Origin of the sequence: Antrihabitans auranticaus (genome assembly GCF_016481275.1) — a bacterium.
Classification (GTDB): Bacteria; Actinomycetota; Actinomycetes; order Mycobacteriales; family Mycobacteriaceae; genus Antrihabitans.
Window position 1 is genome coordinate 1,586,671 of the sequence record NZ_JAEMNW010000001.1, and the last position, 15,710, is coordinate 1,602,380.

At 63.2% G+C, this 15,710-nt stretch carries 8 protein-coding genes and 3 pseudogenes; 8 read left to right on the plus strand and 3 right to left on the minus strand.

Annotation, left to right across the window (positions count from 1 at the left end; genetic code table 11):
* Positions 1 to 25: 25 nt before the first annotated feature.
* The gene (locus tag JGU72_RS07410; protein WP_169594483.1) at positions 26 to 346 is read right to left on the minus strand and encodes a 2Fe-2S iron-sulfur cluster-binding protein; all 321 of its coding nucleotides are present in this window, start codon (positions 344 to 346) and stop codon (positions 26 to 28) included.
* A gap of 125 nt (positions 347 to 471) precedes the next feature.
* On the opposite strand from JGU72_RS07410, the gene JGU72_RS07415 reads away from it, so the two are divergent.
* Complete coding sequence (locus JGU72_RS07415) at positions 472 to 1,488, plus strand: helix-turn-helix transcriptional regulator (protein ID WP_199683272.1); 1,017 nt, start codon at positions 472 to 474, stop codon at positions 1,486 to 1,488.
* Positions 1,489 to 1,731: 243 nt separating this feature from the next.
* Here the strand turns inward: JGU72_RS07415 and JGU72_RS07420 are convergent.
* Positions 1,732 to 2,365, minus strand: a pseudogene (locus tag JGU72_RS07420) (TetR/AcrR family transcriptional regulator).
* Between the two features lie 122 nt (positions 2,366 to 2,487).
* Here JGU72_RS07420 and JGU72_RS07425 point away from each other — a divergent pair.
* From JGU72_RS07425 to JGU72_RS30630, 4 genes and pseudogenes are all read left to right on the plus strand, one after another.
* A complete protein-coding gene (locus JGU72_RS07425) occupies positions 2,488 to 4,071 on the plus strand; it encodes an MFS transporter (RefSeq protein ID WP_199682995.1) in 1,584 nt (527 codons plus the stop codon).
* 263 nt (positions 4,072 to 4,334) lie between these two features.
* Positions 4,335 to 4,571: pseudogene (nrdH, locus tag JGU72_RS07430) on the plus strand (glutaredoxin-like protein NrdH).
* A gap of 108 nt (positions 4,572 to 4,679) precedes the next feature.
* Positions 4,680 to 5,030 (plus strand): annotated as a pseudogene (locus JGU72_RS31410) (DnaB-like helicase N-terminal domain-containing protein); the annotation flags it as partial.
* 226 nt (positions 5,031 to 5,256) lie between these two features.
* The gene (locus JGU72_RS30630; RefSeq protein ID WP_199708670.1) at positions 5,257 to 5,445 is read left to right on the plus strand and encodes a hypothetical protein; all 189 of its coding nucleotides are present in this window, start codon (positions 5,257 to 5,259) and stop codon (positions 5,443 to 5,445) included.
* Positions 5,446 to 5,472: 27 nt separating this feature from the next.
* Here the strand turns inward: JGU72_RS30630 and JGU72_RS07440 are convergent, their stop codons facing one another.
* Complete coding sequence (locus JGU72_RS07440; RefSeq protein WP_199682997.1) at positions 5,473 to 5,973, minus strand: hypothetical protein; 501 nt, start codon at positions 5,971 to 5,973, stop codon at positions 5,473 to 5,475.
* Positions 5,974 to 6,557: 584 nt separating this feature from the next.
* On the opposite strand from JGU72_RS07440, the gene mobF reads away from it, so the two are divergent.
* The 3 genes from mobF to JGU72_RS07460 all read left to right on the plus strand — a co-directional run bounded on the left by mobF (position 6,558) and on the right by JGU72_RS07460 (position 15,676).
* Positions 6,558 to 12,485, plus strand: a complete 5,928-nt coding sequence (gene mobF, locus JGU72_RS07445; RefSeq protein ID WP_199682998.1) for a MobF family relaxase — start codon at positions 6,558 to 6,560, stop codon at positions 12,483 to 12,485.
* Positions 12,486 to 13,330: 845 nt separating this feature from the next.
* Positions 13,331 to 15,382: a DEAD/DEAH box helicase gene (locus JGU72_RS07455; RefSeq protein WP_199683000.1), complete on the plus strand. Its 2,052-nt coding sequence runs from the start codon at positions 13,331 to 13,333 to the stop codon at positions 15,380 to 15,382.
* Between the two features lie 39 nt (positions 15,383 to 15,421).
* The gene (locus tag JGU72_RS07460) at positions 15,422 to 15,676 is read left to right on the plus strand and encodes a hypothetical protein (RefSeq protein ID WP_199683001.1); all 255 of its coding nucleotides are present in this window, start codon (positions 15,422 to 15,424) and stop codon (positions 15,674 to 15,676) included.
* Positions 15,677 to 15,710: the final 34 nt, after the last annotated feature.

Consider the following 15,710-nt stretch of genomic DNA (forward strand, 5'->3'; position numbering starts at 1 on the left):
CACGTCTTGCCCCTCTCTGTCGTCGTCACATCTGGAACTCAGGCAGTTGGACGATCAAGCCGTCCCATACCGCGCAGGCCACCATCTGGCAGGACAGCCGGGAGGTCGGCTGACGCTCGGGATTCATTGCGAGCATCTCCTCCTCAACGGTGCCCGACAGTCCGACCTGCTCGGACCATTGCGGATCGACGATCACATGGCACGTACCGCACGCGGCTTCGCCTCCGCAGTCTCCGTCGATGCCGGGCACCGCGTTGTTGATTGCGACCTGCATCAGCGAGTGCCCCTCCTCGAGGGGCGCCTCGTGTTTGTCGCCGTCGTGGGAGACAAATGTGATAACTGACATAGCCAACTCCTAATGCGGCGTCCTCGACACGGGAACTAAGTGAAAGTGTTGTCGACGAGGACCGCCGAGGCTATGTTCGGCGGAGTCATATATTTGTGAGTTCGGTTCAGAGGATGCGCAACAAATTGAGCCTCTACGAAGTCGGTGTCCCCCCCTTCGCGTTCGTGCAACTGCTCGAGAGTCAAGCACTCGACCCAGACGCCGTCGCGCGGTTTCGAAACGTCATGACTCGCGAGGGAACGAATGAAGGCCTTCTAATCCAGCGTGAGGTTCAGGCCCCTCTACGGTGGTTTCGGGAGGTCTATCCCGAGCTGGATGTCGACCAGGCAATACTGCTCGGCTTCGCGTTCGCCGAACAGGCCCAGTTGACATCGTTCGGCCCCTTGAGTTTTCCGCTGGTCAGCGCAGGCTCCGTAGCCGAGATCGTGGAACTGCTCACCTATCTGCCATTGATCTCGACAGCCCTGAGTCCACAGTTTTATCCAAGTGAACACGGCCTTACCATCGCACTCACCGGACACACAAGCGATCCCGCACTGGACTGCTTGGTCGTCACCTACGGCGGGCTGGCAGTGCTGCGACTACTCGACATGCTCGCCGGAGACGTTGCAACCGTCAGACTCCACCTGACTTGGCCGGTGCCGACCTTCATGACCAACCATGAAGAAATTATTGGCGGGCGACTGCTCTTCAACGCCCCAATGTCTTTCCTCCATGTCCCCGCTGAAACGCTCAGCGAGGTCTGCCGGTTCTCCGATCCCCTCGCGTATCGACTCGCCATAGTCGACCTGAAGCAAACTCTCGAACAGCGGAGCGGGACCACATCGTTTTCGGAGAAGGTGAGACGGTTCCTGGAGAAGGATCGTCCCGGGCAAAGCAGCCGACAATCGGTAGCTGACGAGCTGTCAATCTCCACCAGCACACTCAAGCGGCGCCTCTCCGAAGAGGGGACCACCTTTCGCGAGCTGCGCGAGTCATGCCTGCGCGAGCGTGCGATGCTACGACTCCTCGACCGATCAATCTCGGTGAGTGAGATAGCGACGGATCTCGGATACAGCGACCTATCCAACTTCTCACACGCCTTCAAGCGATGGACCGGCCGATCTCCTAGAGAGTTCTCTCACGACCAGCATGAAAGGTGAATCTGTAGCCCGAACCGCCCGATAGCGCACCCAGCTGACCGCACAACCTAGCGTTCGAAGCAGTTCCCCTTCGAAACGTGAGCTATTCCAGCGATCTTCGCATTGTCGTCGATTGGAGTCGGCGTGCCGATATTTCCATCGGACATCGGCGAGGCTGCGTTCTTTCAGCCTGCCAGGCTCTTGTGTTGCTCAATGCAACCAGAAGTCGCCTCTTTTGAGCGGCTGCTGGGTCCCCGGATGCTTCTACAGGAGAAACATCCTGCGCGCAGCGAGGAAGTCATCGACCAGGCGAACACAGTCGGACTGACCGAAGGCGTGAATACCGGTCAGGCGTGCGAACACTATCGGCCCGACCAGTTGCGACAAGGCAACTGTGGTGTCGAATTCGCCGAGTTCGGCGGCTGTCGAGTATCTGATCGAACGGCCCACGGTACTGATCGGCGACCCGGGCGCGCAGCGCACCCATCGATCGTGACCCATCTTCGTGCGGGCCGCCAGACTTGCTGCCGGAAGCGGTGGACCCGAGCGCGAGCCAGGCCAGCGTCGTGAGTTGTATCGGCGTTTCCTCGATCAGAACCGCTTGCCGACTCAGTAACTCGATCAAACGCTGGCGTAATGTCCCGCTCTCTGGCGGCGGCGTGACCTGAGGCAACAGTCGCTCGAAGGTTGCAGCGAGCAGATGCGTCGAGCTGCTGAAATGCCGGTACAAAGTAGTGCGGGCAACCTTGGGCGCCTTTGTCACTGCGTCGATGGTGACCGCCTCGATACCGCCGGTGCTGAGCAACCCAGTCGCCGCGTCCAGCAACCGCGCACGGGAGCGCATCCGCCGCGGATCGATGTCGTCATCATCGGCGCACGATCCAGAATCAGCGTTCATCCCTGTATGCACCTCTCGTTCGCTAACCGAACCGAAACACCGATGGCACTGTCGTCCCGATAACATTTATGATACCGATAGTAGCGGACAGCTACTGGCGATATCTGCACAGAGGAGGCGCGATGCAATCGACCAAATCTTCGACTTTACGCTTGTCGCGGGCCCAGCAATGGACGCTGGTGGTGTCGTGCCTGTCCGTCGCGTTGGTCATCGGGTCGATGGCAGCGCTCTACGCCGCCCTCACCGACATCGCGACCGCGACTGGTGCGACCCAGGTCCAACTCACCTGGATAGTCGACGGTTACACCCTCGCATTGGCGTGTCTGGTGCTCCCTGCTGGCGCGCTGGGTGACCGCTACGGTCGACGGGCCGTACTGATCGCTGGACTGACGGTATTCTCGGCCGCATCGGCAATACCGCTGCTGTGGCAGGACCCGGTTTCACTGATCGCCGCACGCGCAATCGCTGGTGCCGGCGCCGCACTCGTGATGCCGTCGACTCTGTCGATTATGACCACAGGTCTCCCGGAGCACCAGCGCGGACGGGCGGTCGGGATCTGGGCAGGTGTGGCCGGATCCGGTGCAGTGCTGGGCATTCTCGGATCCGGCGTTCTGCTTGAGGTGTGGTCGTGGCAGTCGATCTTCGCTGGATTGACCGCCATTGGGTTGGTGCTGCTGATCTTGGCTTTCACAATTCCCGAATCCGTCGACCGACTACGTCCAGCAATGGATCCAGTGGGTTCGGTGAGCATCGCGGTCACGATCGGGGCCATCGTCGTCGCCTTGACAGAGGCGCCGCTACGCGGCTGGGACGACCCGGTCGTGCTCGGTCTCCTTGGGACCGGACTGGTCGCCGCGACGATCTTTGTTGCCGTCGAACTACGAGTCGAGCATCCGCTATTGCCGTTGCACTTGTTCATCCATCGCGGGTTCGGTAGCGCGACCGTCTCGATCACGCTCCAGTTCGTCGTGATGTTCGGGGTGTTCCTGGTTCTCGTGCAATTCTTACAGCTGATTCTCGGCTACCGCCCCCTGCACTCCGCGTTGGCGATCGCTCCGATGATCATTCCGCTGGTATTGATTTCTGTGATCGCGCCGTGGTTCGCCGAGCGGGTCGGCCTACGCATGGTGACCGTTACTGGGCTGTTGCTCATCTCGATGGGGTTGTTCCTGATCAGCCGGCTGAGCGTCGATGCCGTCTATGTCGACATGTTGTGGCCACTGCTCATCTTGAGTGCTGGGTTGGGTTTGTGCACCGCACCCGCCACTGCTGCCATCGTGGCGGATACACCCCCCGAGAAGCAGGGGGTCGCCGCGGCCGTCAACGACGCCGCCAGAGAAATCGGCGCAGCAATCGGGATCGCCATCGCCGGAAGCGTGCTCGCCGCGGGGTACAGCAACCGCATCCAACCCGCACTGCCCCGACTGCCCGAACAAGCACGCGAGCCCGTATCCGACTCACTCGCAGCAGCCCTGCAGGTCACCGACCGGACAGGTCCTGCCGCGCAGGAGTTGGCCGACTTCGCCAAGGCCGCATTCGTGCACGGCGCCGAACAAGCGTCGCTGGTCCTGGCCATCATCGTCGGCGTTGGGGCAGTCGTACTCGCCCCCTGGACGCCCGGCCGACGACACGTCCCTGACCACGATCGCGAGCGCCATAGCGACCGCGACCAAGAGCCCGCGCTTCGCGCGTTGCGAACCCAGTAACCGAGATAAGCTCGCTACGACTCTCACCACGTAGCCGGAGAACGTGGTGCCGCTGCAGCCGCGCGCAAGAACTCCCTGCGGCGTCAATTCCCCCGCCGACGCAGCCTCACGCTCGAACTTATCTCGAAGAGCCTCGCGAGCCTTTGCGTCCGCGCGGCACGATCCGTCGTTCGAGCCCACGATTGATGCGCCGCGATCCGTGCCTGGAGGACCCGTCGTTCTCGGTCGCCATGTCCCACCATTCTCTCGGCGGGGGTTCCACTTTGACCGTCACCATTTACACCAAGCCTGCATGCGTGCAGTGCAACGCGACGTACCGTTGCTCTCGACAAGGCCGGAATCGACTACACGTTGGTCGACATCTCGCAAAACGACGCCGCGCGGGTTTACGTGTTGAGCCTGGGCCACCTACAGGCACCGGTGATTGTCATGGACGGCGGAACTCATTTCGGCGGTTTCGTCCCAACCGCATTTCCGCGCTCGCTGCCGCAGCGGCTTGACTGAGAAGGACCCTCGCGAGCTCGCGCAACCGTCGCCACTCGATAGCCACCTGAATGCAACCGCCGCACATCCGGCATCCCACACCGAGCTCGGAGCTGGCGCGGCGGATGACCTCACACTCGATACCGCGACACGGAAGAATCGGAACCGATGAGCGCTACCCCCATGCCCGACATGGCCGGCGAGTTCCATGCCGCTCTCGACTCCGACGACCTGAATTACACCTAGCTCGACGTCGAAGCACAAACGTTGCGCGCACTACTGTGGCGAGCCCTGAGGCTGCCCGCACCGTCATCAACCTACTCAAACCGGCTGACTTCTACCGTCCGGTCTGCGCCGCGCTGCTGTTCACTGTGATCACACGCCTGGTGACCGAGTCCCGGCCGCACCGTTCGGCGCTGGTGTTGGCCGAGCTGCCGCGCGCCGGCAAAGTCAGCGGCCTGCTCAGTCGCGCACTCACCGACGTCGCCTTGGCTGATGCCCGCGAACACGAGATATCGCACTACGCACGTGCTGTACTCGCGCAGTCCTACCGCCGCGGATACGCCACCGCAGCCGTCACGTTGGCGCAGCTCGCTGCCGAGGCGAGCGAAGACGAACTCTTCGAGCAGATGTGTGTCCTCGGCCGGGCACGTCGCGATGCGAAGGCTCGGCTCGACGCCGGAGCCGACAGCCACTCACGCAATGAGTACCCTCGCAGAGGAGGATTTCGAGGTCGGTGCACATGCGCAGCGGCTACACGAATCCGGCACGCCGTGGAGCGCAATCCGGACCGAGCTGGTGTGCACCAGCGACACCGCTCGACGACTGGCTAACGCCTACGTAACCCTCGCCGACGAACGAGCCCGCAAAGATCAACTGTCCCTGTTCTAATGCGCCAGCGCCCGGCGCGACGACGTTCTACAGAAGTGGGCTGAGCGGATCGCTGGTCAGGAAGTAGTCGATGCTACGAAGCTGCAGCGTCGCGTACACGCAGAATTGTGGTGCGGCGTAACCCCGCAACCGCAGAGGGCTGGCCTCGCCGTCGAACTGGAATGTCACAGTCCATCGCGTCGGTTCCGGATGGAACGCGGTGACGCGCTCCCAATCGAAGCGAAGAACATCTCCGTCGCGCAGCGTGACGATCAGACCGTCGGTCGTGACCAGCACGTCGACACTCTGCTGCACATTCCAGGCGGGCGGATACCCGTCTTCGATTGCTGTATACCGCGCATACCTTGTCGGCAGGTGCAGGTACACATGTTCGTCACGACGGAGCACGATCGGACCTGGGTCGAGCGTCTCCATAGCGGGACCGTCGCAGCGCAAGGTGCGGTACAGAGCGCGAGCAACTTGCCAGTAGTGCTCGGCGATGGGATCACTTGCCGCCACCGCTTGTCGAGTCTCCTTGTTCACCTCCATGAATTTGGACGATAGCTGCTCGTACTGACACAGGCGACGGCGATCGTAGAAGGGCCGCTGCCGGCTGGGAGGCGGAGCGAGTGCACCAGAGCCGACGTGTCGGCAACGCGAGGCGACCGAGCTCGGATCGCTAGTCACACTTGCCCAACTGCTCGGCTGGGTCCGCCGACTTGTATTCGGCAAAGTCTGATCGTCGGGCGAGCTTGTCGTACCTGACTAGCGTGAGTTGCGGCACCAGCGGTGAGGCGCGAATGCTCCCACAGAGTCACCAGCCCGATTCCATCGAATATCAACGTCCTTCCGGTTCACAATTGCGATTTTGGACCATTCGGACCTATTGTTCCAATTGGAATAATAAGAATTTGACGACAGCGGAAAGCGTGCGAACGACACGTGCCAAAAGCTCCAATCAAGCAACCCGTTAGACATACAAGTCCATGTCGATAAACATTCGCCATAACCTCGCTCCGTACCGACCGAACCAGTCGCAATCTGACTCACCGATAAGCATCCACACCAAAATTTCACCTTCACACCTCTTGCATTAAGGATAACAAGAAGATAACGTCCGCTATTCTGAGAATGTGACAGCGACGCTTCACAAACTCACTGCTGGCGATGGCTACACGTATTACGTGAAGTCGGTTGCCGCGATGGACAGCACCGAGAAGGGCCGAACGTCGCTGTCCGACTACTACTCCGCGAAGGGAGAGTCGCCAGGGCGGTGGCTCGGCAAGGGACTCGCTGCGTTCGACTCGATCGACAGCGGCGATCCAGTCACAGAAGCACAGATGAAGGCGCTCTATGGCGAGGGCCTACATCCGGACGCAGACAAGATCGGGCGTCAGACTCTTGCCGACCAAATCGCCAAGGGCGCCGACCGCAAGGCCGCCACACGCGCAGCGCACACATCCACTCGGATTGGCGCCCGGTATCGGATCTACAACGGCGCCAGCAAATTTCGACAAACCGTTGCTGAGCGCTTTGTTGACTTCAACGTCTCCAACGGGGAGAAAGGCGTCGCGCCGATACCAGACGAGGAACGCGCACGAATCCGTACCGAGGTAGCGACAGAGATGTTCATCGCCGAATACGACCGCGCCCCTTCGGACGAGCGCGAGCTGTCTGGATGGACTGCTCGAAACTCACGGAACCGGACGACCGCTGTCGCAGGATTCGACGGTTGCTGCTCGCCAGTCAAGTCCGTATCCGCACTGTGGGCAATTGCGCCACGATCGATTGCCAAAGAAATCGAGACGTGTCACAGCGCCGCCGTGGCCGACTATTTGACCTTTCTCGAGAAAGTCGCCGGATACACACGGCTTGGCACCGACGGAGTGCAACAGGTCGAGACGGACGGACTGGTAGCGACAGCATTCACGCACCGCGATTCACGAGCGGGCGACCCCGATTTACACACCCATGTGGTAATCACCAACAAAGTCCGCGCCCGAACCGCAGATGGCAGCTGGCGGTGGCTGGCGCTGGATGCACGAATGCTCTACAGATGGGCCGTCTGCGCATCGGAGCACTACAACACTCGACTCGAAGCACACCTCCGAAACAGACTCGGCTTGCACTTTGCCGAACGGTCGTCGGTCGAAAACGAAAAGCGCCCAATTCGAGAAATTGTCGGGGTTGACTATCGCCTCATCGAGCGCTGGTCGGCTCGAAGCGCCGCCATAACCGAGCGGACCGGCGCGCTCGCCAACAGCTTCCAGGCCGACCACGGACGTGAGCCGACACCGCACGAAATGTTTGCTCTCGCCGAACGCGCCACCTTGGAGACCCGCCAAACGAAGCATCAGCCACGGGCCGAAGCAGAGCAGCGCGCCACCTGGCGCCACGAAGCCATCGCAGTCGTCGGTGGCGCACAGGCTCTATCCGAAATGGTGCATCGAGCGCGCCACCCCAATCCCGGCGTTCGCGCCGATCTCGACGGTCGATGGATATCCACCTCGGCACAGGCGCTCGTCTCGCGAGTGGCGACCAGCCGCGCCACATGGCAGGAAGCGCACGTCAGAGCTGAAGCGGAGCGGATCGTCCGGGCAGCAAACGCAGACCCCGAACAGGGCACACGATTAGTGAACCAACTGGTGCTCGAAGCGCTGAGCGGTCGTCGCTCGATCCCCCGTCGTCTGCCGGATCAGTTCGACGAGCCAGCAGCATTGCGCCGCCTGGACGGCACCAGCGTCTACACCACCGCGCGGAGTCAGCTCTACACATCCGCCGCTGTGGTCGCCGCCGAACGTCGACTCATCGCAGCGGCTCATCAGACCGGCGGGCATCAGATCCCCGCCTCCACTGTCGCGGTGGCGTTGCTCGAATACGCCGCCAACAACGACGGCCGTACTCTCAACGCCGGCCAGGCCGAGCTGGTCCGGCGCATGGCGACCTCCGGTGCTCGCCTGCAAGTGGCGATCGCCCCGGCAGGCACCGGCAAGACCACGGCGATGAAGGTTCTATCCCGCGCGTGGCAGAGCGAAGGCGGCACCATCATCGGCCTCGCGCCGACCGGCGCCGCCGCTGGCGTCCTGCGCGAAGAGATCGACACCACCACCGACACCATCGACAAAATGACCCACGTCCTGGCCACGATGGAAAAGGCCGGACGCACCGGACAGCCCGTACACATTCCGCGGTGGATACGCGAGATCGACGACAAGACGCTCGTCATCATCGACGAAGCCGCGATGGCCGGCACCGAAAACCTCGACGCTGCCATGCGTTTCGTGTTGTCGCGTGGCGGCAGTGTCCGCATGATCGGCGACGACAAACAGAAGTCTTCGATCGCCGCCGGCGGTGTCATCCGCGACATCGCCGAATCGGCGGGCACCATCACCCTCACCCAGGTCATGCGGTTCACCGACCCCGCCGAAGGCAACGCCAGCCTCGCCCTGCGCGACGGCGATCCCGCCGCGATCGCCTTCTACATCGACAACCAACGCGTCCACGTCGGGGACACCGAAACGGTCAAACACACGCTCTACAGCGCCTGGTCGCGTGACCGCGCCACCGGTCTGGACTCGGTGATGATGGCCCCCACCCGCGAACTCGTCGCCGACCTGAACATGCGTGCCCGCGCCGATCGCATCGCAGGCCTGGCCGAAGGACGCATCGGAGCGGTGGTCGCGCTGTCCGACGGCCTCCCTGCCTCCGTCGGCGACGTCGTGTTGACCCGCAACAACGATCGACGACTGTCCATGTCGCGCACCGACTACGTCCGCAACGGCTACCGCTGGACGATCAACCACATCCATGACGACGGCTCCCTCGACGTCACCCATCTGCGTAGCCGACGCCGTGTTCGCTTGCCCGCGAGCTATGTGCGTGCGCACCTCGAACTCGGCTACGCCTGCACCGCCAACTCAGCCCAAGGCATCACCGCCGAAACCTCCCACACCTTGGAGGACGGCCGCAGCAGCCGCGAAGATCTCTATGTCCCGCTCACTCGCGGACGCCGCCGCAACGACGTCTACGTTGCGACCGCCACCGACGGCGACGTCCACAAAGCGCTGCATCCGGACGTGCTCAACCCCCTTACCGCCGTCGACTACCTGACCGACACACTCGCCCGATCCAGTGCGCAAGTGTCGGCGACCACAGCCCAGCGCGAACTCGACGATCCGCGTGGGCGACTCGCCCACGCCGCCTCGGCCTACACCGACGCCGTCGGTTCTGCTGCCGAAACAGCGATCGGAGCCGACGCGCTCGCCACCATCGATACCGGCGCCGAAGCCACCTGGCCCGGGCTGACCGACTCCGCCGCGTGGCCGACGCTGCGTAAGCACCTGGCCACGCTCGCTGTCGACGGGCGCGACGCCGTCGCCGACCTGCACGCGGCGGCGCATTCACCGAAACTGAACCGCATCTACGGTGCGCTCGACACCGCGGCCGACGTTTCCGCCGTCTTGGATTGGCGACTCGACGAGACCGGCGCACACTCCAGCGGGGCCGGCCCATTGCCGTGGCAACGCGGGATCCCGACAGCACTGCAACAGTCGCCGACGTGGAGCACGTATTTGTCGGCGCGCAGCGAACTCGTCTCCACTCTCGCCAAGCAGGTCCGCACCGCCGCTAGTGCATGGTCGGTGTCGGATGCACCGCTGTGGGCACGTCCGATCGTGGGCGAGCACCCCGCACTGTTGACCGATCTCGCGGTGTGGCGAGCGGCGATGCGGGTCGACGACACTGACCGCCGCCCCACCGGGCCCGACCGCTACGCCGTCGTCGAATCGCGCTACCAACGTCGACTCGACGGCCGCGCCACGAGGGCGATCGGCGACCCCAACAGTGCCGCCGCGCTGTGGGCACCACTGGTCGACAAGCTCGATCCGCGGATCCGGCTCGATCCGTTCTGGCCGGTGCTCGCCGACAAACTCAGCCTCGCCAAACACGCCGGAATCGACGTGCACGCCCTCGTCGGAACTTGCGTCGACGATCGGCCCCTGCCGGACGAACTCGCCGCTGCCGCCCTGTGGTGGCGTATGTCGCGCACCCTGCAACCCGAGGTCGTCTCCGACATCGAATCCGGTGATCTGGCCTCCCGTCACCCCGACTGGCTTCCGGCACTGCACATGGTGGTGCCGGAGTACTCCGACCGCGTGATCGCCGATCCTGCGTTCGCTCGGCTCGTCGCTGTCATCGACTCCGCCGACCCTGCCGAGTGGACTCCCACCCAGCTGCTGACCGTCGCGCACGAGGCGATCCTCGCCGCCCAGGACGATGACCCGATCCGCGCCGATCAGGTCGCCACCGCCATGACCTGGCGCATCGAGACACTGCTCACCGCGCCCAGACTCGGCCACGAGCCGCTGCCTGCCGAGCCGGTCGACGTCGAGTCCGCTCCCCCGGATCCCGCCGATGCGGAGTTCGACGTCGAGTTGCTCGACAACGGTGCCACTGCCGAGAATGGTGCTGTCGGCGACGACGACTACCTGGACTCGCTGCTGCGCCTTGCGCCGCCGGTCGAGGACCTCGATCCGGTCGACGACCTCGTCGAGCTGGACAGCGAACGGGCACTACCGAACCTGTTCGACGACCTCGGTGTCGACGTCGCGGAATGGGCACCGTTCCCCGATGTCGAACTTCTCTACCCGGACCTGGCTATCTGTGATCGGATCGAGCAACTCGGTGCCGATCTCGCCGCCGCCGAACACCATGTAGCCAGATTGTGGTCGGCGTTCCATGCCGGAACCAGTGAGCATGTCGCCGCGACCGAGCCGATGATTCTCGATCTTGCCTACCGTGCCGACGCGCAACGGCCGTACCGGATCGAGGCTCTCGACGCGCACGAACGGTGGGTCGACGCCGACCTCGCAGCCTCGGCAGCCGAGGATGCCGTCGCGACCATGCGACGCGACGCCACGATCGCACGCGCTGCCGGCGATGACACCACGGCAGCGTCGCTGGAACTCGACGCGAGCCTGCAAGAAATGGAAGCCCAGTACTACCGCTCGACCGCTGACGCCGCCCGTACCGACGCCGATGCCGCCCAGTCGGCTCTCGAAGCGTTCGCCGGCGCACGCGGTGTCGTCACTCGCGACGATGTCGAACAAGCCCGTGTCCTCGCGCAAGAACTCGACCTCGACATCGTGCACCAGGCCCGTATCGTCGCCGAACGTATTGCGACACAGTTGGACCGCGCCGAAATGGCCGGAGCTCGCGAGCTCGCCGCCGCCGGCACCCTCCGCGCATCCGATGCCACGTTCCGCGCCCTAGCCGTGCGCCACGAACGCCGTGACTACGCTGCCGCGTTCGCCGATGCTGTCGCGTCGGATCCGTTCCGGATACTCACCGACACCGAACTCGCCACCCGCGTCGACGGGATCCGGCGACGTCTGTCCCGCGACGATTACGACCTGATCGGGTGGAAACGGACAGAGACCGTCGTCGACGAGGACGAGAGGACCGCCGACACCCTCGACCGTCAGGTCGTGGCAATCGCAGCCGCTCGCACCGCTGCCAGCGTGGAAGATTCCGCCGAAACCGCACTACGCGATGCGTATGCACGAGCTGCCGAACTACGCAATCAAGTAGAACGACTTCTCTCTTTTCGAGTTAGCGCGCGCTCCAAACTCACCGCCGAACTCGCGGCTGCAGACCGAGTCCGCGAACAACGCCAACGCGAACACCACCAGGCTCAGACCGAGACCATCGCAGCATCCAACCGCGCGGCCGACGCCGGCGCACACCCGTCGGACTGGACCCGGATCGAGGCCCAAGTCCAGAACTCAGACGTCCAAGCCGCCGAGCGAGATGCGAGTCCAGCAGCAGAAGACGAGCGTGAACAGATGCGCGAGAAAATCAGCGCCGAACGCCGCACAGCAGCAACCAGACTCGACGCGCTTCTGGCCGAACAAGCTCGCCGCGAAGCACAAACGGCGACCGAATGTCTAATCGAAGACCGTCTACGTGAACGCGAAGGACGGGATCAAGTTCACCGCTCGACGGACGTAACGCCACCGGAGCTCGACCCCGCCCACGAACACGAGCTCGACCGGGACAACTAGTTCTTCGGCGGCTCCTACCTGAACTGCTTATCAGTAAGGACGGCAGCGCCGAATGACTATCTGTGCTGGTCGGGAGCGTTGTGTACATGTAACGCACCTGTCAGTGATGGAACAGGCGGAGTCCGGTGTTTACGAGGGTGATCGCGTGTTTGCGGCGGGCGGCGACGTTGTCACGGAAGGACAGGAACCCGTCGGACACGAGGGTCATACCGGTGAGGTTGATGCCCCAATCGCGGCGTTCCCGATCGCTGAGATGCTCGGTGATCGTCGACTCGGGGTCGTCGGCCGATTGGGCGTTCGCGGCTGCGCGGAACTGGCGGTTCAGCCGGTCCGGTCGCTGTTCGCCCTGCGGTGTCGGGAGTGCCCCGAAATGCGGGATGTTTTCGTAGCCACCAGATTCCGTGTCGCCGGCAAGGGCAGCGCAGTCGCGCGGATTGTTGACCGGCGCCGATCCCGACGGTCACGCCGTCGCGAACGTATGCGACCGAGATGGATTGGGTGTACCGCACGGTGATCATCCCCAGCAGCCCGTCCCGGATCGTCGCCTCGCCGAGCTAGTCGCCCGATGCGCCTCTCAGGTGGTCTTTGCTGATCGGGAGAACGTCGCGGTCCTGCTCGAAGCACGACAACGAACACATCTCGCCGTTCGCGCGCCGGCGGCCGGTAGTCGGGGTCGACCTCGAAGACGACGAACCGTCCGGACTTCTTGCGGCCCAACACTTCCGCGCAGGCTTGCACATAGCCGGGTCGCGATGATGCCGTCGGGAACGACACCGGCGAGGACGGCCGCCTCGCAAATCGGTGTGCAGATATGGAAGAGTTGACTAAGGTTGTATAGTAACAGCATGGTTGATGAAGAATTTATGCGTGTGTCGGAGGCGGCGACCTACTTGGGGATATCCGCGCAGACCCTCCGCCGGTGGGACAGGGACGGCACCTTGAAGGCCGTGCGACGGCCCGGCAGCGACTATCGCTTCTATCGGCGCGCCGACCTGGAGCCGTTCCGACTGGTCTACCGACGCGCCGAGGAGGCTGCCGCTGCGGACGGGAACACCAGCGTGTTCGCGACCGCCAACGCGGACATCGAAGCCAATGCTGCGCTGCGCGGCCCGCAACGCGCTGCACATCGCGCAGTGCGCGAGCACTTCGCTGCCGACGCTGGTCCGGCGATCGTGCAGATCCCCGTCGGTTGCGGGAAGACCGGCGTCATGGCCACGCTGCCCTTCGGAATCGCGAAGGGCAGGGTATTGGTGATCACTCCGAACCTCACGATTCGCAAAGGCGTCGCCGACGCCGTCGATATCACCAGCCCACAATGCTTCTGGACGAAATGCCGGGTGATCTCTGACTTCACCGCTGGCCCCTGGATGGCGGTGCTCGACGGAGTCAACGCGAACATCCACGACGCGATCGAGAGCGACTTCGTGGTCTGCAACATTCAGCAACTAGCCAGCCAAGCCGACCGTTGGCTGCCCCAGTTCCCGGAAGACTTCTTCGACATGATCCTTGTCGACGAGGGGCATCATGCCGCCGCCGAAAGCTGGCAAAAGGTGTTCCGCCGATTTCCCAACGCAAAGGTCGTCAGCCTGACAGCAACACCGTTTCGGTCCGACCAGCAGCAACTTCACGGCGAGATCGTCTACCGCTACCCCTTCACCCGAGCGATGATCAACGGCTACATCAAGCAGATCCACTCCCGCAACGTTGCTCCTTCGGAGCTCTACTTCACCTACCGCGACGATATCCGCCGCCATACTCTCGATGAAGTCCTCGAGCTTCGCGAACAGGCGTGGTTTCGCCGCGGTGTCGCCCTGAGCCCAGAGTGCAACCGCCACATCGTCGAAGCCAGCATCCAGCAGTGCGACCGCATGCGGGCAGAGACAGGCATCCAGCACCAGATCATCGCCGCGGCATGCTCGGTCGACCACGCGCGACAAGTCGCCAGCATCTACACCGAATGCGGTTACCGAGCCGCCGAAATCCACTCCGACATGGCAGACGACGACCAGGACGCCGTCATCGAGAGGCTGAGGCAGGGCCAGCTCGACTGCATAGTTCAGGTCCAGATGCTCGGCGAGGGCTTCGACCATCCCCGCCTGAGTGTCGCGGCAATCTTCAGGCCGTTCCGAAGTCTTGCGCCCTACGTCCAGTTCGTCGGCAGAGTCATGCGTGTCGTCCAGGAGTCCGCTCCGGATCACCCCGACAACCAGGGACACATCGTGTCTCACGTCGGACTCAACAACGACGCTCGCTGGACAGAATTCCGGGAACTCGATCTCGACGACCAAGCCTTGATCCGCACCTGGGTCGACGGGAACACCGACGACGACCCCAAGGGCAGAGAAAGCGAGCCACGCCCCCGCCGATTCGACGAGGGCATGCTCGTCGACAACGAAATACTCACCAGTTTTGTCGAACACACATACCTCGACCCGACGGACGACCGGGTACTCGACGAGTTGCTCTCCCGCGAGATCGCGCCTGGGATCACCGTTGGCGATCTCGTCGGACGCGAGCAGCTACGCGAGCGGCTACTCGCCAAGCAGGTAGCGGCACCAGTTCCGGCTTCGATACCGGTTTCCCCGCAGCGGCAACGCCAATCGACCAAGACACGGGTCAACGAGCGTGCGAAATCCGTCGCCAATCGTGTCCTGACGGAACTGAAGCTGCCGCATCGCGGGCATCAGCTCATGGCCGTGACTCCCGGCCAGCGCCAATACAACTCGGCGATCGTGATACGCCGCATCAACACCGCGATCAACCACGTGGCCGGCGAAGCGAAGGCGAGCCGTGGACAGTGGACACTCGAACAAATGACCACCATCTTCGAGCGCCTCGACGAGATCGGCGACTCCGTCCGCGACGCGTTGAGAGATCAACTCAGCAAGAAGAAGTGACGCGGATTATCCGAGTCCCCGGTTCGACAGGAGATCGACATGCCCACCAAAGCGGTTCTGCGCCACATCAGCATCGAAACCCCGCGCACCAACCATCAACGAAAATGCTCAGCCCACCAGAGAGGGAAGAAGGCTCACCACATCCTCAAGGGCGACACCCACCTGGTCATCGTCGAAGGCGCCGACAAAATCAGATACTGCCGCGAGGCGGCGACAGAAATCCTCGACCAAGCCCAGCGCGACCTCGACGCCCTGCGGCTGCAGCTTGATCGGACGGCACCCACTAGTGCGTGACACAGTTACAGATATCACTGTCTCCCACAAGGGC

Bases quoted from the DNA above. Each gene is read 5' to 3' on its own strand.
- JGU72_RS07460 (WP_199683001.1), top strand. From the start codon at position 15,422: ATGCCCACCAAAGCGGTTCTGCGCCACATCAGCATCGAAACCCCGCGC.
- JGU72_RS07455 (WP_199683000.1), top strand. From the start codon at position 13,331: ATGGTTGATGAAGAATTTATGCGTGTGTCGGAGGCGGCGACCTACTTG.
- JGU72_RS07440 (WP_199682997.1), bottom strand. From the start codon at position 5,973: ATGGAGGTGAACAAGGAGACTCGACAAGCGGTGGCGGCAAGTGATCCC.
- JGU72_RS07425 (WP_199682995.1), top strand. From the start codon at position 2,488: ATGCAATCGACCAAATCTTCGACTTTACGCTTGTCGCGGGCCCAGCAA.
- JGU72_RS07410 (WP_169594483.1), bottom strand. From the start codon at position 346: ATGTCAGTTATCACATTTGTCTCCCACGACGGCGACAAACACGAGGCG.
- JGU72_RS30630 (WP_199708670.1), top strand. From the start codon at position 5,257: ATGAGTACCCTCGCAGAGGAGGATTTCGAGGTCGGTGCACATGCGCAG.